Here is a 19,765-nt window from a genome sequence, read left to right as displayed (position 1 = left end):
GAATTGTCGTGGCCCGTATCACCCTTCGCCAACTGCTCGACCACGCCGCCAGTCACGGTTACGCGGTGCCGGCGTTCAACATCAATAACATGGAGCAGGGTATCGCGATCATGCAGGCGGCGGCCGAGGTCGATGCGCCCGTCATCATCCAGGCTTCGCGCGGCGCGCGCAGCTATGCCGGCGACCTCATGCTCTCGCACATGATCGACGCGCTGGAGCGGACCTATCCGGACATCCCGCTCTGCATGCACCAGGACCACGGTAATGACGAGGCGACCTGCGCCTCCGCCATCGCGCATGGCTTCACCTCGGTGATGATGGACGGCTCGCTCAAGGCCGACGCCAAGACCGCGGCCGATTACGCCTACAATGTTGCGATCACCAGCCGCGTCGTCGATCTCGCGCATTGGGTCGGCGCTTCCGTTGAAGGCGAACTCGGCGTGCTCGGCTCGCTCGAGCATGGCGGCGGCGAGCAGGAGGATGGCCACGGCGTCGAAGGCACGGTCAGCCATGATCAGTTGCTGACGGATCCCGACCAGGCGGTCGACTTCGTCCGCGCCACCAAGGTCGATGCGCTCGCGATCGCGATGGGCACCTCGCACGGCGCCTACAAGTTCAGCCGCAAGCCGGACGGCGACATTCTGGCCATGCGGGTGGTCGAGGAGATTCATCGCCGGCTGCCGAACACGCATCTCGTGATGCACGGCTCTTCCTCGGTGCCGCAGCCGCTCCAGGACATGTTCAACCAGTTCGGCGGCGAGATGCCGCAGACCTGGGGCGTGCCGGTCGAGGAGATCGTCCGCGGCATCAAGAGCGGCGTGCGCAAGGTCAATATCGATACCGACTGCCGACTGGCGATGACCGCGGTGTTCCGCAAAGTTGCGGCGCAAACGCGCTCGGAGTTCGATCCACGCAAATTCCTCAAGCCGGCGATGGATGCGATGCGCGAGCTCTGCCGCGAGCGCTTCGAGCAGTTCGGGACCGCAGGACACGCCAGCCGGATCAAGGTCGTTCCCTTGAGCGAGATGGCGCGGCGCTACCGCGCCGGAGAACTCGATCCGAGCGTCGACGCCCGCGAGCCTGTCGCAGCCTAATCATTCAGAGAGAGAAGAGCAGGAGAGAGCCATGAACGCACACGCAGGAACCGTCCGCGGCAAGGAAAGATATCGATCGGGCGTGATGGAATACAAGCGCATGGGCTATTGGGAGCCTGACTATGTGCCAAAGGACACCGATGTCATCGCGCTGTTCCGCGTCACGCCGCAAGAGGGCGTCGATCCGATCGAGGCGTCGGCCGCTGTCGCCGGCGAATCCTCGACGGCGACCTGGACGGTGGTGTGGACCGATCGCCTGACCGCCGCGGAGAAGTATCGCGCAAAATGCTATCGCGTCGATCCGGTGCCGGGCACGCCGGGCTCGTATTTCGCCTACATCGCCTATGACCTCGACCTGTTCGAGCCGGGCTCGATCGCCAACCTCTCGGCCTCGATCATCGGCAACGTGTTCGGCTTCAAGCCGTTGAAAGCGCTGCGTCTGGAAGACATGCGCTTCCCCGTCGCTTATGTGAAGACGTTCCAGGGACCGGCAACCGGCATCGTGGTCGAGCGCGAGCGGCTCGACAAGTTCGGCAGGCCGCTGCTCGGCGCCACCGTCAAGCCCAAGCTCGGGCTTTCGGGCCGCAATTACGGCCGCGTGGTCTACGAGGCGCTGAAGGGCGGGCTCGACTTCACCAAGGATGACGAGAACATCAACTCGCAGCCGTTCATGCACTGGCGCGACCGCTTCCTCTATTGCATGGAGGCGGTGAACCGCGCGCAGGCGGCCTCCGGCGAGGCGAAGGGCACCTACCTGAACATCACCGCGGGAACGATGGAGGACATGTACGAGCGCGCCGAGTTCGCGAAGGAGCTCGGGTCGTGCATCGTCATGATCGACCTCGTGATCGGCTACACCGCGATCCAGTCGATGGCGAAATGGGCGCGTCGCAACGACATGATCCTGCATCTGCATCGCGCCGGTCACTCGACCTACACGCGGCAGAAGAGCCACGGCGTGTCGTTCCGTGTCATCGCCAAGTGGATGCGGCTTGCCGGCGTCGACCACATCCATGCCGGCACGGTGGTCGGCAAGCTCGAAGGTGATCCGAACACCACGCGCGGCTATTATGATGTTTGCCGCGAGGACTTCAACCCGACCAAACTCGAACACGGCCTGTTCTTCGACCAGTCCTGGGCGAGCCTGAACAAGATGATGCCGGTCGCCTCCGGCGGCATCCATGCCGGCCAGATGCACCAGCTGCTCGACCTGCTCGGCGAGGACGTCGTGCTGCAGTTCGGCGGCGGTACCATCGGCCATCCCATGGGCATCGCGGCCGGCGCGATCGCCAACCGCGTGGCGCTGGAAGCGATGATCCTCGCCCGCAACGAGGGCCGCGACTATGTCCACGAAGGTCCGGAGATCCTGGCCAGGGCGGCCGAGACCTGCACGCCCCTGAAAGCCGCACTCGAGGTCTGGAAGGACGTCACCTTCAACTATGAATCCACCGACACGCCCGACTTCGTGCCGACCGCGCTCGAAACCGTTTGAGGAGATTTGACATGAAGCTGACCCAAGGCTGCTTCTCGTTCCTGCCCGATCTGACCGACGACCAGATCACCAAGCAGGTGCAGTATTGCCTGACCAACGGTTGGGCGGTGAACATCGAGTTCACCGACGATCCGCATCCCCGCAACACCTATTGGGAGATGTGGGGCCTGCCAATGTTCGATCTCCAGGACGCCGCCGGCGTGATGATGGAGCTCGCCGAATGCCGCAGAGTGTATGGCGACCGTTACATCCGTCTCAGCGGCTTCGACTCCAGCCACGGCTGGGAGTCGGTGCGGATCTCGTTCATCGTCAACCGCCCGCCGCAGGAGGCCGAGTTCGAACTGGTGCGGCAGGAGGTGGGCGGACGCGCGATCCGCTACACCACCGTGCGTCGGCAGCCCGCGCACGCGCCAACCTAACTCATTCTCCTCCGCGCGGAGCACTCCCTGCTCCGTTTCCTTGGCGGACCACTGCTTCGCCGCTCCCCCGCGGCGAAGCCCTTTTCTTCGAGGTGCCGATGCTGGATGTTCCCCACGCAATGACCACTGAACCCGGCGAGACCAGTTTCGATCTCCGCAAGGAGGCCGAAGCGGCTGGAATCACCGGCACGCTGCAACAGCTCGAGCAGGAGCTGATCGGATTGAAGCCGGTGAAGAACCGCGTGCGCCAGATCGCGTCGCTCTTGCTGATCGAACGTATCCGGCAGCGTGCGGGACTGGCTTCGTCGCCGCCGACGCTGCACATGTCGTTCACCGGAAATCCCGGCACCGGCAAGACGACCGTTGCGCTCCGCATGGCAAAGATCCTGCACGGCCTCGGCTTCGTGCGGCGCGGGCAGGTGATCTCGGTGACGCGCGACGATCTCGTCGGCCAGTATATCGGCCACACCGCGCCGAAGACCAAGGAGATCCTGAAGAAGGCGATGGGCGGCGTGCTGTTCATCGACGAGGCCTATTATCTGCACCGTCCCGACAACGAGCGCGACTACGGCCAGGAGGCGATCGAGATTCTGCTCCAGGTGATGGAGAACCAGCGCGAAGACCTCGTCGTGATCCTTGCCGGCTATGGCGAGCGAATGACCAGCTTCTTCGCCTCCAATCCCGGCTTCCGCTCGCGCATCGCCCATCACATCGACTTTCCGGACTATGCGGAAGCCGAGCTGCTCGTCATCGCGGAGCTGATGCTGAAGGAACGGGGTTATCGCTTGTCGGCGGCGGCGCGCGAAGCTTTCGAGAAATACATTGCGCTACGCCGGACCCAGCCGTTCTTTTCGAATGCACGCTCGATCCGCAATGCCGTCGACCGCATCCGCCTGCGGCAGGCCGATCGCCTGGTATCCGATCTCGATCGCATGCTCGAGATCGCCGACCTCGAAACGATCGATCCCATGGACGTCCTGGCGAGCCGCGTGTTTAGCGGCGTTGCGGACGCGCAGGGGAGTGCGAAGCCATGACCAGAGAAATCCTCATCGCGCCGTCGATCCTGGCTGCGGATTTCGCCCGCCTCGGCGAGGAGATCGCGGCGATCGACGCTGCGGGTGCCGACTGGATTCATTGCGACGTCATGGATGGACATTTCGTTCCGAACATCAGTTATGGCGCGGACGTCATCAAGGCGATCCGGCCGCTGACGAAGAAAATATTCGACGTGCATCTCATGATCGCGCCGGCCGATCCCTATCTCGAGGCGTTCGCGAAGGCCGGCGCGGATCTCATCACGGTGCATGCCGAAGCCGGTCCGCACCTCGATCGCTCGCTCCAGGCCATCCGCGCGCTCGGTAAGAAAGCCGGTGTCAGCCTGTGTCCCGCCACTCCCGAAAGCGCGATCGAATATGTGCTCGATCGTCTCGATCTCGTCCTGGTGATGACGGTCAATCCGGGCTTTGGCGGCCAGTCCTTCCTGGAGTCCCAGCTCGAGAAGATCGGGCGGATTCGAAGCATGATCGGCGACCGGTCGATTCGGCTCGAGGTGGACGGCGGCATCACGCGCGACAATGCCGCTGCCGTGGCCGCTGCGGGTGCCGATACGCTTGTGGCGGGCTCCGCCGTGTTTCGCGGCAAGAGCAGCGCAGACTATGCCGGCAACATCGCCGCCATCCGCGCTGCTGCGGAAGCCGGCAGGGTTCCGGAGCTGCAACATAGTTCGGCGCAGACGATCCGGACCGGTGAGCCCGCGCTCATCCGGTAGGCTACCGGATACAGGCGGAGCGAGCCGGTACCCGAATGGGCTGTGCCAGGGCCTGCCACTTTCCACCAGACATATTGAGTCTACGCTGATTGGAACTTTCGGCCCAACACGCGTTTGCCTAGAATCAAGCGGGTCAAGCGCGCGGCGGGCGCAGCAAATCTTTTGCACAACCGCCATCGCCCTGACGCAAATAAGGGCAATAAGCTCTGTGAATGCGAGGGAGGGTCTCATGGACAACGTACGTCGCTACCGCGCGCTAGCGTCCCTCTGTCGTCAGCAGGCCGCCTACCGGCCGCTCCAGAGCTGGGAACTGCTCGGCCAGGCCGAACATTTCGAATATCTCGCCGAAGTCGAACTCAAGGCGCATTTCGACGCGTGCAATGCGCAACACGACGAGGACGGCGTCGAGGCCACGGCGTGGGAGAGACCCGCTGCGGCGTGACGGTCCAACTCGTTCGAAGATGACCTGAACTTGCCGGTGCCGGCACCGCTCAAGGACGCGGTTGTCGGCCCGAACGACAGGTCTTGTGACCGGCCCGACCTGGTCGTCCCTCGATTAATGCGACATCAGCGTCGGAACGGTCATGGCTTCCAGCATGGCGCGGGTGACGCCGCCGAGGAACCGCTCCTGCAGTCGCGAATGGCCGTAGCCGCCCATGACCAGAAGATCGAGGTTCTCATCGGCTGCCAGCGACAGCATGGTCGGCTGAATGTCGGAGCGCGCCGCCGACAGGTTGACGGTGCGGGTCGACAGTCCGCGCCGGCCGAGGTGCCTTGCCAGATTGCGCGTCGAGACTTCGTCGGGAACCATGTCTGTTTCGTTGATCGCAATGATCACGATCTCCTCGGCGCGAGCCAGGAATGGTGCGGCGTCGCGCATGGCGCGCGCGGCGAGGCGGCTGCCATCCCAACAGATGCCGATTCGTTTCGCCTTGAACGCTCCATGGAAGGTGTAGGGCAGGAAAAGCACCGGCCCGCCCGCCTGGAACAGGATCTCGCGGGGCACATCGTTGTCGAGTGAGCCTTGCGCCGGATCCGGCTGGAGCACGATGCTGAGATCGTGCAGCCGCGCCATCTCGCCAAGCAACCCGACCGCATCCCCCGGCATCGCCCCGAGTGGGTGGCATGTGTAGGAAATGCCGGCGTTCATCGCTTCGCTCTTGAACACCGCGAGCGCCGCCTCGGCCCTCTCCACTGCGCTTTCGCGCTCCATCTCGAACACCGCCGCCACGGCGGCGCCGCCCTCCATGACGTAGGCTGCACTGGTTGCCACATAACCAACCGCGACTGCGTCGAGATGGGCGTTGAGGCCCGCTGCGAGTGAGATCGAGCCATCGATCACCGGGCGCATCGGCCGCTCGGTAGGGATGTGGACGAGAATGTCTTTGTACATGACGCGCCTCCGGTGGACATCATCCGGTGGCTGCAGTCTTTCACGGTGCGCAGGGCCCGCGTTGAGCTGCATCAAACGTGCAGTCTCGACTTTTGGCCGTGTCGCCGGCCCCGGCTACTTTGCCAAGATTTAATCGCGTGGACGGGACGCTGTAAGGTGGCGACCACCATGTTGGGTCCAAGGCGACTTACCGAACATGGACATATCGACATGAACGATCACGTCAATTCCGACACCACCGCGTCCCGCAAGATCCTCAGACCGCGCCGACTCGCGCTGCTCGGCACCGTGGCCGCGCTTGGCCTGGCCGTGCTGGCGACTGCTCCCGGCTCTTCGCCGTTCGGCGCAACCTCCTTCATTGCGCCCGCCCAGGCCGCGGAGAGCGCCGCGACGCCGCCGGGCTTCGGCGACCTCGTCAGCAAGGTCAAACCCGCCGTCATCTCGGTGCGGGTTAGGATCGACCAGGACAACGACAAGAGCGCGATGCTGCAACAGAACCGGATGGATTCGGACGAAGCATCGCCGTTTGACCAGTTCTCACGGCAATTCGGCTTCCGCGGCCCGGGTGGCATGGAAGGCATGCCGCGCCAGCACCGCCAGATGATCACGGGTGAGGGCTCCGGCTTCTTCATCTCAGCGGACGGGTACGCCGTGACCAACAACCACGTCGTCGATCACGCCGAGTCGGTGCAAGTGACGATGGACGACGGCGCGATCTACAGCGCGAAAGTGGTCGGCACCGATCCGAAGACGGACCTCGCGCTGATCAAGGTCGAGGGAAAGAAGGATTTTCCGTTCGTCAAATTCTCCGACCAGAAGCCGCGTATCGGCGACTGGGTGGTCGCGGTCGGCAATCCCTTCGGCCTCGGTGGCACCGTGACCGCCGGCATCGTCTCGGCCAGCGGCCGCGACATCGGCAACGGTCCCTATGATGACTTCATCCAGATCGACGCGCCGATCAACAAGGGTAACTCCGGCGGCCCGGCCTTCGACATGAATGGCAACGTGATCGGCGTGAACACTGCGATCTTCTCGCCCTCCGGCGGCTCGGTCGGCATCGGCTTCGACATTCCGGCCTCGACCGCAAAGCTCGTCGTCGCACAGTTGAAGGACAAGGGCGCGGTCACACGCGGCTGGCTCGGCGTGCAGGTGCAGCCGGTGACGTCGGATATCGCCGACAGCCTCGGCCTCAAGGAGGCGCGCGGCGCGATCGTCGACAATCCGCAGGACGGCAGCCCGGCAGCGAAGGCGGGCATCGAGGCGGGCGACGTCATCACCGCCGTCAATGGCACCGCGATCAAGGATTCCCGCGATCTCGCCCGCACCATCGCCACCCTGGCGCCAGGCACGTCCGTGAAGCTCGATGTCGTCCACAAGGGCGACAACAAGACGGTGACACTGGCGCTCGGCGAGTTGCCGAACGAGCGACAGGCTAGAGCCGACGAGGGCAAGTCGCAGCCAGATGCCGGCATGCCGCCGCGTCTTGGCCTCAGCCTGGCTCCGGCCGGCGACGTCCAGGGCGCCGGCCAGAAGGGCGTCGTCGTCACCGAAGTCGATCCGCAAGGTCCGGCCGCGCAGCGCGGCATCCAGACCGGCGACGTCATCCTCAATGTGGGGGGCAAGGCCGTCGCCAATATCGGCGATGTCCGTTCGGAGCTGGCGCAGGCGAAATCGTCCGGCAAGCGCAGCGTGCTGCTGCAGGTCAGAAGCGCGCAGGCGACGCGGTTCGTGGCGGTGCCGCTCGCATAAGTCGAACGTCGATCGGCGCAACTCCAAAAAGGCGGCCTACGGGCCGCCTTTCCTGTTCGCCTTCAGGATTTCGGATGCCCGCCGATAACATTCTCGTTAACGGCAGGGAGGATGACCCGGTTCGTCCGAAAAAGCCGTGTTCGTTCATCACAATTACGGATCTCGTATGGACTCGGCGGCAATGAAGCCGCCGACGATTGCAAGCGTGGAACTTCGAACTTGCCGCCGCTGAGCCGGCCGGCAATTCGTATTTGATCGGTGCCGACATGGATCGATTGAAGCTCTCGCTGACGGCTGCGCTGCTCGTGGCGCCGTTCGTGCTGTGGGGCGGAAACGCTCTCGGGCGTGACGACGGCCGCTACGCGGACTCACCTCTCAAGCCGTGGTTCGACGGCCTGCGCAGCCATCTCGGTCCGTGCTGCTCGGATGCGGACGGGTTTGCCGTCGCCGATCCCGATTGGGACTCGCACAATGGACATTATCGCGTGCGGCTCGACGGCGAATGGGTCGAGGTACCGGACGAAGCCGTGATCACCGAGCCGAACCGGGCCGGCCGCACCATGGTGTGGCCGGTGAAGACCGCGTTCGGTGTGTCGATCCGCTGCTTCATGCCGGGCAGCATGATCTGACGGAGGTCAGCGCGACCGTTTGGAGGATTTGCGCTTCGACGTTTTCTTCGAACTCTTCTTGGAAGTTTTCCGAGATGTCTTCTTTGATGTCTTCTTGGACGACTTCCGTTTTGCGGCTTTCTTCGGGACCTTCTTGCCCTTCTTGCGCGCTTTCGACAGGCCGATCGCGATCGCCTGCTTGCGGCTCTTCACGCGTCCGCCTCGACCGCCAGGTCCGCTTTTCGCGGTCCCCTGCTTGTAGCGCTTCATCTCGCCTTCGACATCGCTGCCGGAGCTGCGCGAGTAGCGGCGCTTCTTTGCCTTGCGTGCCATGCATGTTCTCCCTTGGCCTGGGAAAACAATCCGAGACAGGCATAGTTCCGAAAGCGCAAGCAACGTGGGGGGATACGCGGCCTAGCCTAGAAGGAATCCGCCAGCTCGATCTCCGCTTCCAGCACCTGAATGCGCCGCGCTGCCTCGCTGGAGGACAGATCCCGCGCATATTGCGCGGGTTGATATGCCTCTTCGCTCAGCCGTTTCAGCCGGAGGCCCTGCGCCCGCGTCATCTGCTCGGTGAGGAAAGCTTTGGCGTCGTATCTACCCTGAACCTGCATATCGCTTCTCCCTTCTGAAATCGTGACTTGACTATATGTTCTTATTTTGTTCTAACAAGTCATGGACAATAGAATTAATGAAATTCGACATAAAATCAGCGCCTTGAGGTTGGAAATGGCCGATATCGAGGTGTCCGTCCGCGAACTCGTCGAGCGCGATCGCGACTGCACGGAGAAGGCCCTGGCGCAGATGGATCTGCGCCGGAAAATCAATCTGCTGATCGGCGAATGGAAGGCTGCAGGTGGCGGCGATGTCCTGCCGAATGTCCGCGATAGGATGCGCCTTCGTTCCGCGAAGGCAGCAGGTAGTCCTCTGCGCGTGGTCGCGCGCCGCTGAGAGCTTTGGGAGCGCACGGTGGAGGAAGACCCGGATGTGTACCGGATTCTAAAGCTGCGCGCCGAGATTCTCGAACTGGGCTCTGCGATCCGGCAGCTGCAACGCGAGGGGCTCGACGACGCCGCGGCCCAGCTCTTGATCGCCCGCAAGCGGGCACGGCTCGATCATCTGGTGAAATCAGATCCTGCCGGCGTTCATCCTGGCATCCTGGGCATCCATCGTAGCTGAGCCTTGGCGCAACGCGACGTGCCGGGCTCGTCGATACCGCATATTGACGAAGCGGCCTGGGAAAAAGTTCGTTTGAACACCAAAGCAAAAGGCCCCGCGATCGCGGGGCCTTCATGATTTCGGGGAACACCTACTTGGTGTTGCTCATGCCGCCCTTGTTGTTCGTCATGGTGCCGCCCTGGTCGGAGCCGGGGCCGGAGCCGCCCTGACCGGAGGGATCAGCACCCTTGGAAGACTTGGTGTTGGCGCCCGTGGTGGTCTGCGACGATGACATCGAGGATCCGTGTTTTGCCTTGTGCGACTTGGCCTGCACGGCGAACGGTGCGGCGGCGAGGCCGGTTGCCAACATCACGGCAAGAGCGAGCTTGGTGGTCTTCATATGCGGGAACTCCCTGAGTTGAATTGACGCAGGCAGCCAACTGCCATTGGTCGCAGGAGTTCCGAACAAAGGAGTTCCGGTAAAGCACGCATCCTTCAAGATTGCTTGTCCTCTTCGAGGATGAATACGACCCCGGTCAGTGTTGCGCCGATCGCGAACGTCGTCACCAATGTGAGGGCGAAAACGACAACGGCCTGCCTTCCGCCGTGACTCAGCAAATTGGCGACGCCGGGATTGGACAGCACGAGCAAGAGGCTGAAAGCGAGTCCCAAGGCTGCGCCCATCATCGCGTGCGTCATCAGCTTGACGAGCCCGCTGGGAGAGATCAGGTCCGACGACTTCTTCGCGCGCATGGAACTCTATCCCAATCTCGCAAGCAACGCCTGCGACACGCGCCGGTTCCATCCGCATGAAGGAATCGTTATCGCCCGCTTCATCCGACGTTCATGCCGGGTGGGCGAGAATGACCCTGCAACACGGGAACATTCGATATGGGTAAGGTGGTCTTTCTCTATCGCTCTCTGGCTTATCGCAACGCTGCTGCGGACATCCTCCGCAAAGCGCGCAAACTGCCCCGCGGCGCGGAGCGAAGCGCGGCGCGCCGCTATGCCAAGGCGCTGCGCGATCTCGCCCAAACGGAAGCCTGGCTCGAAGGGCGGGTCGCGCGCGAACCGCAAACGACGCAGCGCAGGAAGAGTGCGGCCTCCGGTTAACCGGACGCGCGCTGCAATTCGGCGGAGCTCGCGGCTTCGAAGTTGCCGGGCGTGGTCGTCGCGGCGGTCTTGCGGACCAGCGGCACCTCGAGCCGGCACAACAGACCCTCGGCGCGCCAATCGAATCGCGCCTGCCCGCCGAGCTGGGACTCGACGCTCGCAAGCAGGCTCCGCGTACCAAAGCCGCGGGATTTCGGCGTCATGACGAGCGGGCCGCCGGATTCCTCCCAGGTGAGCGTGAGCAGCTCGTGCTCGACCTGCCAGCCGATTGCGAGCCGTCCCGTCCGCGTCGAGAGCGCGCCATACTTCGCCGAGTTGGTGAAAAGCTCGTGCAGCGCCAGCGCCAGCGTCTGGGCGGTCGCCGGCAGCAACTGAACTTCGGACCCCGCCAATTTGATCTGGCCGCCGAGGGAATAGGGCGCAAGCTCCTCGTCGATCAGCTTCGAGAGTTCGGCACCCTGCCAGCTCGACAGTGACAGGATCGTATGCACGCGCGCCAGTGCATTGATGCGTCCCTCGACGGCGCTGACATAGGCTTTGACCTCGTCGGCGCGGGTGAGGCGCACAATCGATTGCGCCAGCGCCAGCGCATTCTTGGCGCGATGATCGACTTCCCGCGCCAGGAGAGTCTGCCGTTCCTCGGCGCGCTTGCGTTCGGTGATATCCACCGTCACGCCGCTGACGCGCATCACCCGACCACTATCGTCAACCGTGGCGGCGGCCGTGCCGACACACCAGCGCACATCGCCGTCGGGCCGCACGATGCGGAACTCCGTTTCATAGGAGCGTGTGCCCTTGTTGAATTCGGCGATCGCCTTGCGCAACTGATCGACGTCATCCGGATGCAACAGCGCCTGAACGTTGGCCGGATTCACCGCGAAGCTCTCCGGCCCAACACCAAAGATGCGGTATTGTCCCTCGTCCCACATCCAGTCGCCGGTGATCCAGTCCCAGTCCCAGGAACCCATCTTGCCGGCGGCGATCGCCATGCTGCGCCGCTCTTCGCTCTCGCGCAGCTTTGCAGTGGAATTCTCCAGCTCGGCGGTGCGTGCGCGCACGCGGTCCTCGAGATCCTGGTTCAGTCGTTCGAGTTCGCGCGTCTTGCGATAGAGCTCCGCAAACACCTTGACCTTGGCGCGCAGCACCTCCGGCACGACGGGGACCGGGACGTAGTCGACGGCGCCCATCTCGTAGCCGCGCAGGCGGTCGATGTCGCTGACTTGAATGGCCGAGATGAAGATCATCGCGGTCTTCTGGAAGCGCGGGTGCTCACGGATCATCGCGGCGAGCTCGAAGCCGTCGAGCTCGGGCATGCAGACGTCGACCAGGATCACCGCGATCTCGGTCTTGAGCAGCACCTCGAGAGCCTCGCGACCGGACGAGGCGATCACGAGGTTCTGGCCGAGATCCTTCAGGATCACCTCATAGGCGAGCAGCTTGGCCGGCTGGTCGTCGACGAGGAGGATGTTGACCTTTTCGTGGTCCATACGGGCATCCAACTCAGCGGTGCAGCCACATGCGGATTGCAAGCAGCAATTGATCGGTGTTGACGGGTTTGGCGAGGTAGTCGGACGCGCCGGCCTCGAGGCATTTCTCGCGGTCGCCCTTCATGGCCTTGGCCGTCAACGCGATGATCGGAAGACGGGCGAAGGTCGGATTTTCACGAATGACGCCGATGGTCTGATAGCCATCCATCTGCGGCATCATGATGTCCATCAGCACGATGGCGATCTCCGGGTTGGATTCGACCAAGGTCACCGCCTCGTTGCCGGTCGTGGCCGTCAGCACCTTCATGCCGCGCCGCTCCAGCACGCTCGACAGCGCGAAGATGTTGCGGGCGTCGTCGTCGACGAGCAGGGCTGTCTTGCCGATCAGGTCTTCGTCGGAACTGTTCAGCTTCTCGAGCATGCGCTGCTTCTCGACCGGCAACTCCGTGATCACGCGATGCAGGAACAGCGCGGTCTCGTCAAGCAGGCGCTCCGGCGATTCCACGCCCTTGACCACGATGCTTCGCGCCATGGTGTGGAGCTCCGCATCTTCCTCGGCCGACAGCTCGCGGCCGGTGAAGACGACGACCGGAACGTTCGAGAGCGCCTCGTCGTTGCGGATCTGGTCCAGCACCTCGAAGCCGGTCATGTCGGGCAGGCGCAGGTCGAGCACGACGCAATCACAGGGGGTCTCACGCAGCATCGAGAGCGCGTCGGCACCGGTGCCGGTCGTCACGATCTCGATGTCGTCGTGATGCAGGAGTTCGCGGATCGAGAGCTGCTCGGCCTCGTTGTCTTCGACGATCAGCAGCCGCTTGCGCCGCGGTCGCGCATATTCCTTGATCTGCGTCAGCGCGGCCGAAACGCCCTCGGTCGTCGTCGGTTTGTTGACGAAGGAGAAGGCGCCGCGCGCCAGCGCATGCTGGCGGTCCTCGTCGAGCGTGATGATCTGCACGGGGATGTGGCGGGTCAGCGGATTGTGCTTGAGCTGGCTCAACACGGTCCAGCCGAGCATATCCGGCAGGAATACGTCGAGCGACACGGCCCTCGGCTGGTACTGCTTTGCTAGCTCCAGCGCCTCCGCGCCGCGTGCGGCGACCAGCACCTTGAATCCCTTGTCGCGCGCGAGGTCGACCAGCACGCGTGCGTAGTGCGGGTCGTCCTCGACGATCAGGAGGATACTGTCGCCGGGTTCGAGGTTGAGCCGGTCGTCGGGAAGCTGCTCGATGACGCGCTGCGGTTCGGCTGTAGCGGGCTGCAGCGCCGGCGGCTGGCTTTGTTGGGGCGTCGCGCGGGGCGCGAGCGTCGGGCCGGAATATTTCAGCGGCAGGTAAAGCGTGAAGCACGAGCCCTTGCCCGGCAAGCTGCGCAGGTGGATCTCGCCGCCGAGCAGGCTTGCGAGCTCGCGGCTGATCGCAAGGCCGAGGCCGGTGCCGCCATATTTGCGGCTGGTGCCGGCATCCGCTTGCTGGAACGCCTCGAAGATCAGCTTCTGCTTCTCCAGGGGGATGCCGATGCCGGTGTCGGACACTTCGAATGCGATCACGGCCGGCGCCGAATTCAGCACCGGATGATCCGTGCCCCAGCCGCCGACCGCTGCGGCGACCTTCAGGCGCACCTCGCCTTCGGCGGTGAACTTGAAGGCGTTGGAGAGCAGGTTCTTCAAAACCTGCTGCAGGCGCTTGGAATCGGTGACGAGGCTGCGCGCGAGATTCGGATCGACGTCGATCTTGAACGACAAATTGCGGTTCTCCGCCTCGTGACGGAACGGCCGCCCGACCGTCTCGAGCAGGTTCGCGGTCAGGATTTCCTCGGCGTCGACCGTCACCGTACCGGACTCGATCTTGGAGAGATCGAGAATGTCGCTGATGAGATTGAGTAGGTCGGTGCCGGCGCCGTGGATGGTGCGGGCGAATTCGACCTGCTTGCCGGTGAGATTGCCGTCCGGATTGTCGGTGAGCTGCTGGCCGAGGATCAGGATCGAGTTCAGCGGCGTGCGCAGCTCGTGGCTCATGTTGGCCAGGAATTCGGACTTGTACTTCGAGGTCAGCGCGAGTTCGGTCGCCTTTTCCTCCAGGGCGCGGCGGGCCTGCTCGATCTCCTGGTTCTTGCGCTCCACTTCGACGTTGCGCTCGGCGAGTTGCTGCGCCTTCTGTTCGAGCTGGTCGTTGGTCTGCTGCAATTCGCGCTGCTGGGTCTGGAGCTCGCCGGCGAGCTGCTGCGACTGCTTGAGCAGGCCTTCGGTCTGCATCGTCGCCTCGATCGAGTTGAGCACGATGCCGATCGAGTCCGTGAGCTGCTCCAGGAAGGTCATCTGCGAGGTCGTGAAGGAGGTGAGCGAGGCGAGCTCGATGACCGCCTTGACCTGGCCTTCGAACAGCACCGGCAGCACCACGAGGTTCTTCGGCGCGACGCGAAGCAGCGCCGAATTGATCGGCACCACGTCGGGCGGAATGTCCGCAATTACGCGCGGGCGCCGGTCGAGCGCGCATTGGCCGATCAGGCCGTCGCCGAATGGCAGCACGCGCGGATACGGATAGACGCCGTCGCCGGCATAGGAGGCAAGCAGCAGGAGCCGCGGATTGTCTTCGTTCTCGACCTGATAGATCACGCCGGTATGCGCGTTCACCAGCGGCGACAATTCGGTCAACAGCAGGCGACCGACGGTGGTGAGGTCGCGCTGGCCCTGAAGCATGTTGGTGAATTTCGCCAGATTGGTCTTCAGCCAGTCCTGCTCGGTGTTCACGTCCGTCGTGAGACGGAGGTTGGTGATCATCGTGTTGATGTTGTCTTTCAGCTCCGCGACCTCGCCGCGGGCGTCGACCTGGATCGACCGCGTCAGGTCGCCCTTGGTCACGGCGGTCGCCACTTCCGCGATCGCGCGCACCTGCGAGGTGAGGTTGGCCGCCAGCAAATTGACGTTGCCGGTGAGATCCTTCCAGGTGCCGGCGGCGCCGGGCACGTCGGCCTGACCGCCCAGCCGGCCCTCGACACCGACCTCGCGCGCCACCGACGTCACCTGGTCGGCGAAGGTCGCGAGCGTCTCGGTCATGTTGTTGATGGTGTCGGCGAGTGCGGCGACCTCGCCTTTCGATTTCACGGTGAGGTTCTGCTTGAGGTCGCCGTTGGCGACCGCGGTCACCACCTTGACGATACCGCGGACCTGCTCGGTCAGGTTCGCCGCCATGAAGTTGACGGTGTCGGTGAGATCCTTCCAGGTGCCGGCGACGCCGGGCACCTGGGCCTGGCCGCCGAGTTCGCCTTCGGTGCCGACCTCGCGCGCAACGCGCGTGACTTCGCCGGCGAACGCATTCAGCTGGTCCACCATGGTGTTGATGGTGTTTTTGAGCTCGAGGATTTCGCCCTTCACGTCGACGGTGATCTTGCGCGACAGGTCGCCGCGCGCCACCGCGGTGGTGACTTCGGCGATGTTGCGGACCTGGGTGGTGAGGTTCGCGGCCAGCAGGTTGACGTTGTCGGTGAGGTCCTTCCAGGTGCCGCCGACGCCGGGCACGACGGCCTGGCCGCCGAGCCGCCCCTCGGTGCCGACCTCACGTGCGACGCGCGTCACTTCCGCGGCGAAGGAGCGAAGCTGCTCGACCATGGTGTTCAAGGTGTCCTTGAGCAGCAGAATTTCGCCGCGCACGTCCACCGTGATCTTCTTCGACAGGTCGCCGCCGGCGATCGCGGTCGCGACCTCGGCGATGTTGCGGACCTGCGCCGTCAGGTTCGAGGCCATGAAGTTGACGTTGTCGGTGAGATCCTTCCAGGTGCCGGCAACGCCGGGGACTTCGGCCTGGCCGCCGAGCTTGCCTTCGGTGCCGACCTCGCGCGCGACGCGCGTCACTTCACCGGCGAAGCCGTTGAGCTGGTCCACCATGGTGTTGATGGTGTTCTTCAGCTCCAAAATCTCACCACGGACGTCGACGGTGATCTTGCGCGAGAGGTCGCCGCGCGCCACGGCAGTGGTGACTTCGGCGATGTTGCGGACCTGGGCAGTGAGGTTGCCCGCCATCGAGTTGACGCTGTCGGTGAGGTCTTTCCAGGTGCCGGCGACGCCGGGCACGTTGGCCTGACCGCCGAGCCGGCCTTCGGTGCCGACCTCGCGCGCGACGCGCGTCACTTCACCGGCGAAGCGGTTGAGCTGGTCGACCATCGTGTTCAGCGTGTCCTTGAGCTGAAGGATCTCGCCGCGCACGTCCACGGTGATCTTGCGCGACAAGTCGCCGCCGGCGATCGCAGTCGCGACTTCGGCGATGTTGCGGACCTGGGCGGTGAGGTTGCCCGCCATCGAGTTGACGCTGTCGGTGAGGTCCTTCCAGGTGCCGGCGACGCCGGGCACTTCGGCCTGACCGCCGAGTTTGCCTTCGGTGCCAACTTCGCGCGCGACGCGCGTGACCTCGCCGGCGAAGGCGTTGAGCTGGTCCACCATGGTGTTGAGCGTTTCCTTCAGCTGAAGGATTTCGCCTGACACGTTGACGGTGATCTTCTTCGACAAATCGCCCTTGGCGACCGCGGTCGCGACTTCGGCGATGTTGCGGACCTGGCCGGTCAGGTTCGAGGCCATCGAGTTGACGCTGTCGGTGAGATCCTTCCAGGTACCGGCGACGCCGCGCACCTGGGCCTGGCCGCCGAGCTTGCCTTCGGTGCCGACCTCGCGGGCCACGCGCGTGACTTCACCGGCGAAGGCATTGAGCTGGTCCACCATGGTGTTGATGGTGTCTTTCAGCTCCAGGATTTCGCCGCGGACATCGACCGTGATCTTTTTCGACAGATCGCCGCCCGCGACCGCGGTCGTCACCTCGGCGATGTTACGGACCTGCGCGGTGAGGTTCGAGGCCATCGAGTTGACGCTCTCGGTCAAGTCCTTCCAGGTGCCGGCGACGCCGAGCACGTTGGCTTGGCCGCCGAGCCGGCCCTCGGTGCCGACCTCGCGCGCGACGCGCGTGACTTCGCCGGCGAAGGCGTTGAGCTGGTCGACCATGGTGTTGAGCGTTTCCTTCAATTGAAGGATTTCGCCCGAGACGTTCACCGTGATCTTCTTCGACAGGTCGCCGCTCGCAATGGCGGTGGCGACATCGGCGATGTTGCGGACCTGCGCGGTGAGGTTCGACGCCATGAAATTGACGTTGTCGGTGAGGTCCTTCCAGGTACCGGCGACGCCCGGCACCTGGGCCTGGCCGCCGAGCTTGCCTTCGGTGCCGACCTCGCGCGCCACGCGCGTCACTTCCGAGGCGAACGAGTTGAGCTGGTCCACCATGGTGTTGATGGTGTCCTTCAGCTCCAGGATCTCGCCGCGCACGTCGACCGTGATCTTGCGCGACAGGTCGCCGCGCGCCACGGCGGTGGTGACGTTGGCGATGTTGCGCACCTGTGCGGTGAGGTTGCCGCACATCGCATTGACGCTATCGGTGAGATCCTTCCAGGTGCCGGCGACGCCTGGCACGATGGCCTGGCCGCCAAGCTTGCCGTCGGTGCCGACCTCGCGCGCCACGCGCGTCACTTCCGAGGCAAAGGAACGGAGCTGGTCCACCATCGTGTTGATGGCTTCCTTGAGCTGAAGGATCTCGCCGCGGACGTCGACCGTGATCTTCTTCGAGAGGTCGCCGTTCGCAACTGCGATCGTCACCTCGGCGATGTTGCGAACCTGATTGGTCAGGTTGTTCGCCATCGAGTTGACGCTCTCGGTCAGATCCTTCCAGACGCCGGTCACCTCAGGCACCTGGGCCTGGCCGCCGAGCTTGCCTTCGGTGCCGACCTCGCGCGCCACGCGCGTCACCTCGGAGGTGAACACGCCGAGCTGCTTGATCATGGTGTTGACGATAGTCGCCGACTGCAGGAATTCGCCGCGCAGGGGACGCCCATCGACGTCGAGCTTGACGGTCTGGAGCAGGTCGCCCTGCGCCACGGCCGCGACCGCGCGCGTCACCTCGCGCGTCGGCCACAGCAAATCGTCGATCAGCGTGTTGACCGAGCCTTCCATGTCGGCCCAGGAGCCGGAGGCCAGCCCAAACTTCACGCGCTGTCGCGTCTTGCCCTCGCGGCCCACGACCTGGCCGACCAGCTCGAGCTGCTGCGCCATGCGCTGATTGGCGGCGATGATGTCATTGAAAGTGTCGGCGAGCTTGCCGTCGATGCCGAGATAGTCGCCGCTCATGCGCACGGAGAAATCGCCGTTGCGCATGGCCTGCAGGGCGAGCAGCAATTCTGCCCGGGAATCGGGCTCCGACATGCCGTTGGTTTTTGGCTTTGGAACGCGACGACCGGAACGTGATGCAGATCCGGGATCGAGGTCGCTCATACTGATTCCCCCGCAGGCGTCAGCCGATTCCCAGGCAAGACGCGGATTATCAAAATAGAGCGTCAGCCAAATTCGAAATCAAGCGCCAACGTCACGGCGCCAGGAAGTGGAACCTGCTTTGCTCAGCCCGATTAACCTAAGTGCGACCCTCGGAATGGTTCCATCCAGTTCCAGTATTTCCGGGCCGGCCGTTTGTTTTCAGCGACTTGGTTATCTGCCTTCCGGAACGGAGCGCCGGGCGTGCCGTTAGCCCGCAGATGGAGGGAGAGCGCACATGAAAGCAGGATTTGCCGTCATCGGGACCGTGATGTTGTTGGCCGGATCGGCGTTCGCGCAGGGCGGGGCCCCCAGCGGCCGTGGGGCCGTCACCGGCGATCCCGCCGCAAGCTCCGCCACCCCACGTGCGGACACACCAACCACGGGTACGTCAACCCGGTCTAATCCCAGCGGTAGCGGCACGTCGAGTTCGGGCGGCAAGGATGACAATGGGGATGCCGGCCGCGACAGGATGCCGGAGAGCAACCGCACCGTGCGGCCGGAGAGCCAGCAAAGTCATCCCAGCGACAAGTGAACGGTCTACTTGTCTGCCATGGTGCGCTCGGCGTCCTTGACCTGCGAGCGCAACATCGGGAGTTGCTCGCGCGCGAACGCTGCAAGCGCGGCATTGTCGGGCGCCTTGAGATAGCGTTCGAGCAGGTCGATTACCGACTCATACTCGGGAATCTGTGCTGCATAGAAGCTTCTGACAAAACTCGGTCCGTCCGAAGTTTCGGGCTCGACCAGGCTCGCGCTCGCCGGCGTCGTCTTGGTGACGCGCGGTTCGGTGCCGATCGCTTCCTGAATTGGCTTCAGGGCCTTGTCGCGCCTGGCCGCTTCTTCGGCACGCAGGGCGGCGAGGTTCTTGACCTCGGCATTGCCCTTGAGGTCGGTGCTCTCCAGCAGACCCTGCTGGAAGCGGCTGAAAGTGTAGAGATCACTGATGGTCTCGGTTGCGGTCGGCGTGCGGCCGCCCGGCCTTCGCTCCCCGGTGCTGTCGGCAAGCGCTGCCGTGCTGACGAATGCCAAAACGATCGCGAGAAGAATCCGCATGGGATATCCAAGGCGGACGGCGGTCGAAAGTTCCGCAGATGTTACGATCCGGTAAGGGCGGTTGCGACGCGACGGTTCCGTCCCCAATTCATAC

General features: G+C 64.0%; 20 protein-coding genes. 12 read left to right on the top strand and 8 right to left on the bottom strand.

Going from position 1 to position 19,765, the window contains the following annotated elements; genetic code table 11:
* Window positions 1-8 precede the first annotated feature (8 nt).
* From fba to BRA1253DRAFT_RS13225, 6 genes are all read left to right on the top strand, one after another.
* Window positions 9-1,094, top strand: a complete 1,086-nt coding sequence (gene fba, locus BRA1253DRAFT_RS13250) for a class II fructose-bisphosphate aldolase (RefSeq protein ID WP_007594838.1) — start codon at window positions 9-11, stop codon at window positions 1,092-1,094.
* Window positions 1,095-1,125: 31 nt separating this feature from the next.
* Entirely contained in the window at window positions 1,126-2,586 is a 1,461-nt protein-coding gene (locus BRA1253DRAFT_RS13245; protein WP_007594836.1) for a form I ribulose bisphosphate carboxylase large subunit, read from the top strand.
* Window positions 2,587-2,597: 11 nt separating this feature from the next.
* Entirely contained in the window at window positions 2,598-3,005 is a 408-nt protein-coding gene (locus tag BRA1253DRAFT_RS13240; RefSeq protein ID WP_007594833.1) for a ribulose bisphosphate carboxylase small subunit, read from the top strand.
* Window positions 3,006-3,103: 98 nt separating this feature from the next.
* A complete protein-coding gene (gene cbbX / locus BRA1253DRAFT_RS13235; RefSeq protein ID WP_007594831.1) occupies window positions 3,104-4,039 on the top strand; it encodes a CbbX protein in 936 nt (311 codons plus the stop codon).
* Window positions 4,036-4,773 carry a ribulose-phosphate 3-epimerase gene (rpe, locus tag BRA1253DRAFT_RS13230; RefSeq protein ID WP_007594829.1) on the top strand — a complete coding sequence of 246 codons (738 nt, stop codon included), beginning with the start codon at window positions 4,036-4,038 and terminating at the stop codon, window positions 4,771-4,773. Before cbbX ends, rpe begins: the two co-directional genes overlap by 4 nt.
* A gap of 229 nt (window positions 4,774-5,002) precedes the next feature.
* On the top strand, window positions 5,003-5,215 hold the full coding sequence (locus tag BRA1253DRAFT_RS13225) for a hypothetical protein (protein ID WP_007594821.1): 213 nt from the start codon (window positions 5,003-5,005) through the stop codon (window positions 5,213-5,215).
* Window positions 5,216-5,329: 114 nt separating this feature from the next.
* On the opposite strand, the gene BRA1253DRAFT_RS13220 is transcribed toward BRA1253DRAFT_RS13225, so the two are convergent.
* Window positions 5,330-6,166 carry a universal stress protein gene (locus tag BRA1253DRAFT_RS13220; RefSeq protein WP_007594814.1) on the bottom strand — a complete coding sequence of 279 codons (837 nt, stop codon included), beginning with the start codon at window positions 6,164-6,166 and terminating at the stop codon, window positions 5,330-5,332.
* Between the two features lie 210 nt (window positions 6,167-6,376).
* Here BRA1253DRAFT_RS13220 and BRA1253DRAFT_RS13215 point away from each other — a divergent pair, with 210 nt between their 5' ends.
* Both BRA1253DRAFT_RS13215 and BRA1253DRAFT_RS13210 read left to right on the top strand, forming a co-directional pair.
* Complete coding sequence (locus BRA1253DRAFT_RS13215; protein ID WP_007594812.1) at window positions 6,377-7,915, top strand: Do family serine endopeptidase; 1,539 nt, start codon at window positions 6,377-6,379, stop codon at window positions 7,913-7,915.
* A 266-nt stretch (window positions 7,916-8,181) separates the two neighbouring features.
* Complete coding sequence (locus BRA1253DRAFT_RS13210) at window positions 8,182-8,544, top strand: hypothetical protein (RefSeq protein WP_007594801.1); 363 nt, start codon at window positions 8,182-8,184, stop codon at window positions 8,542-8,544.
* Window positions 8,545-8,550: 6 nt separating this feature from the next.
* On the opposite strand, the gene BRA1253DRAFT_RS13205 is transcribed toward BRA1253DRAFT_RS13210, so the two are convergent.
* Together BRA1253DRAFT_RS13205 and BRA1253DRAFT_RS13200 are read right to left on the bottom strand one after the other, a co-directional pair.
* Window positions 8,551-8,856: a DUF6496 domain-containing protein gene (locus tag BRA1253DRAFT_RS13205; protein WP_007594799.1), complete on the bottom strand. Its 306-nt coding sequence runs from the start codon at window positions 8,854-8,856 to the stop codon at window positions 8,551-8,553.
* 86 nt (window positions 8,857-8,942) lie between these two features.
* A complete protein-coding gene (locus BRA1253DRAFT_RS13200; RefSeq protein WP_007594797.1) occupies window positions 8,943-9,137 on the bottom strand; it encodes a DUF3072 domain-containing protein in 195 nt (64 codons plus the stop codon).
* Between the two features lie 115 nt (window positions 9,138-9,252).
* Here BRA1253DRAFT_RS13200 and BRA1253DRAFT_RS13195 point away from each other — a divergent pair, with 115 nt between their 5' ends.
* Both BRA1253DRAFT_RS13195 and BRA1253DRAFT_RS13190 read left to right on the top strand, forming a co-directional pair.
* Window positions 9,253-9,474: a hypothetical protein gene (locus BRA1253DRAFT_RS13195; protein WP_007594795.1), complete on the top strand. Its 222-nt coding sequence runs from the start codon at window positions 9,253-9,255 to the stop codon at window positions 9,472-9,474.
* Between the two features lie 18 nt (window positions 9,475-9,492).
* Complete coding sequence (locus tag BRA1253DRAFT_RS13190) at window positions 9,493-9,702, top strand: hypothetical protein (RefSeq protein WP_007594793.1); 210 nt, start codon at window positions 9,493-9,495, stop codon at window positions 9,700-9,702.
* 130 nt (window positions 9,703-9,832) lie between these two features.
* Here BRA1253DRAFT_RS13190 and BRA1253DRAFT_RS13185 read toward each other — a convergent pair whose 3' ends face one another.
* Both BRA1253DRAFT_RS13185 and BRA1253DRAFT_RS13180 read right to left on the bottom strand, forming a co-directional pair.
* Complete coding sequence (locus tag BRA1253DRAFT_RS13185; protein ID WP_007594791.1) at window positions 9,833-10,081, bottom strand: hypothetical protein; 249 nt, start codon at window positions 10,079-10,081, stop codon at window positions 9,833-9,835.
* Between the two features lie 95 nt (window positions 10,082-10,176).
* Window positions 10,177-10,434, bottom strand: a complete 258-nt coding sequence (locus BRA1253DRAFT_RS13180) for a hypothetical protein (RefSeq protein ID WP_007594789.1) — start codon at window positions 10,432-10,434, stop codon at window positions 10,177-10,179.
* Window positions 10,435-10,572: 138 nt separating this feature from the next.
* Here BRA1253DRAFT_RS13180 and BRA1253DRAFT_RS13175 point away from each other — a divergent pair, with 138 nt between their 5' ends.
* Window positions 10,573-10,794 (top strand): hypothetical protein, encoded by a 222-nt coding sequence (locus BRA1253DRAFT_RS13175; RefSeq protein ID WP_007594788.1) that lies wholly within the window; start codon window positions 10,573-10,575, stop codon window positions 10,792-10,794.
* Here BRA1253DRAFT_RS13175 and BRA1253DRAFT_RS13170 read toward each other — a convergent pair.
* Together BRA1253DRAFT_RS13170 and BRA1253DRAFT_RS13165 are read right to left on the bottom strand one after the other, a co-directional pair.
* Window positions 10,791-12,281, bottom strand: a complete 1,491-nt coding sequence (locus tag BRA1253DRAFT_RS13170; protein WP_007594786.1) for an HWE histidine kinase domain-containing protein — start codon at window positions 12,279-12,281, stop codon at window positions 10,791-10,793. The genes BRA1253DRAFT_RS13175 and BRA1253DRAFT_RS13170 overlap by 4 nt on opposite strands.
* Before the next feature lie 13 nt (window positions 12,282-12,294).
* A complete protein-coding gene (locus tag BRA1253DRAFT_RS13165; RefSeq protein WP_007594784.1) occupies window positions 12,295-18,582 on the bottom strand; it encodes a HAMP domain-containing protein in 6,288 nt (2,095 codons plus the stop codon).
* A 274-nt stretch (window positions 18,583-18,856) separates the two neighbouring features.
* Between BRA1253DRAFT_RS13165 and BRA1253DRAFT_RS41430 the strand changes: the two genes are divergently transcribed.
* Window positions 18,857-19,153: a hypothetical protein gene (locus BRA1253DRAFT_RS41430; protein ID WP_007594783.1), complete on the top strand. Its 297-nt coding sequence runs from the start codon at window positions 18,857-18,859 to the stop codon at window positions 19,151-19,153.
* A 5-nt stretch (window positions 19,154-19,158) separates the two neighbouring features.
* Here BRA1253DRAFT_RS41430 and BRA1253DRAFT_RS13160 read toward each other — a convergent pair whose 3' ends face one another.
* On the bottom strand, window positions 19,159-19,671 hold the full coding sequence (locus BRA1253DRAFT_RS13160) for a DUF4142 domain-containing protein (RefSeq protein WP_007594781.1): 513 nt from the start codon (window positions 19,669-19,671) through the stop codon (window positions 19,159-19,161).
* Between the last annotated feature and the right edge of the window lie 94 nt (window positions 19,672-19,765).

Source organism: Bradyrhizobium sp. WSM1253 (genome assembly GCF_000244935.1).
Taxonomy (GTDB): Bacteria; Pseudomonadota; Alphaproteobacteria; order Rhizobiales; family Xanthobacteraceae; genus Bradyrhizobium; species Bradyrhizobium canariense.
The sequence above is the reverse complement of the archived record's forward strand: the minus strand, read 5'-3'. Positions and strand labels throughout refer to the sequence as shown.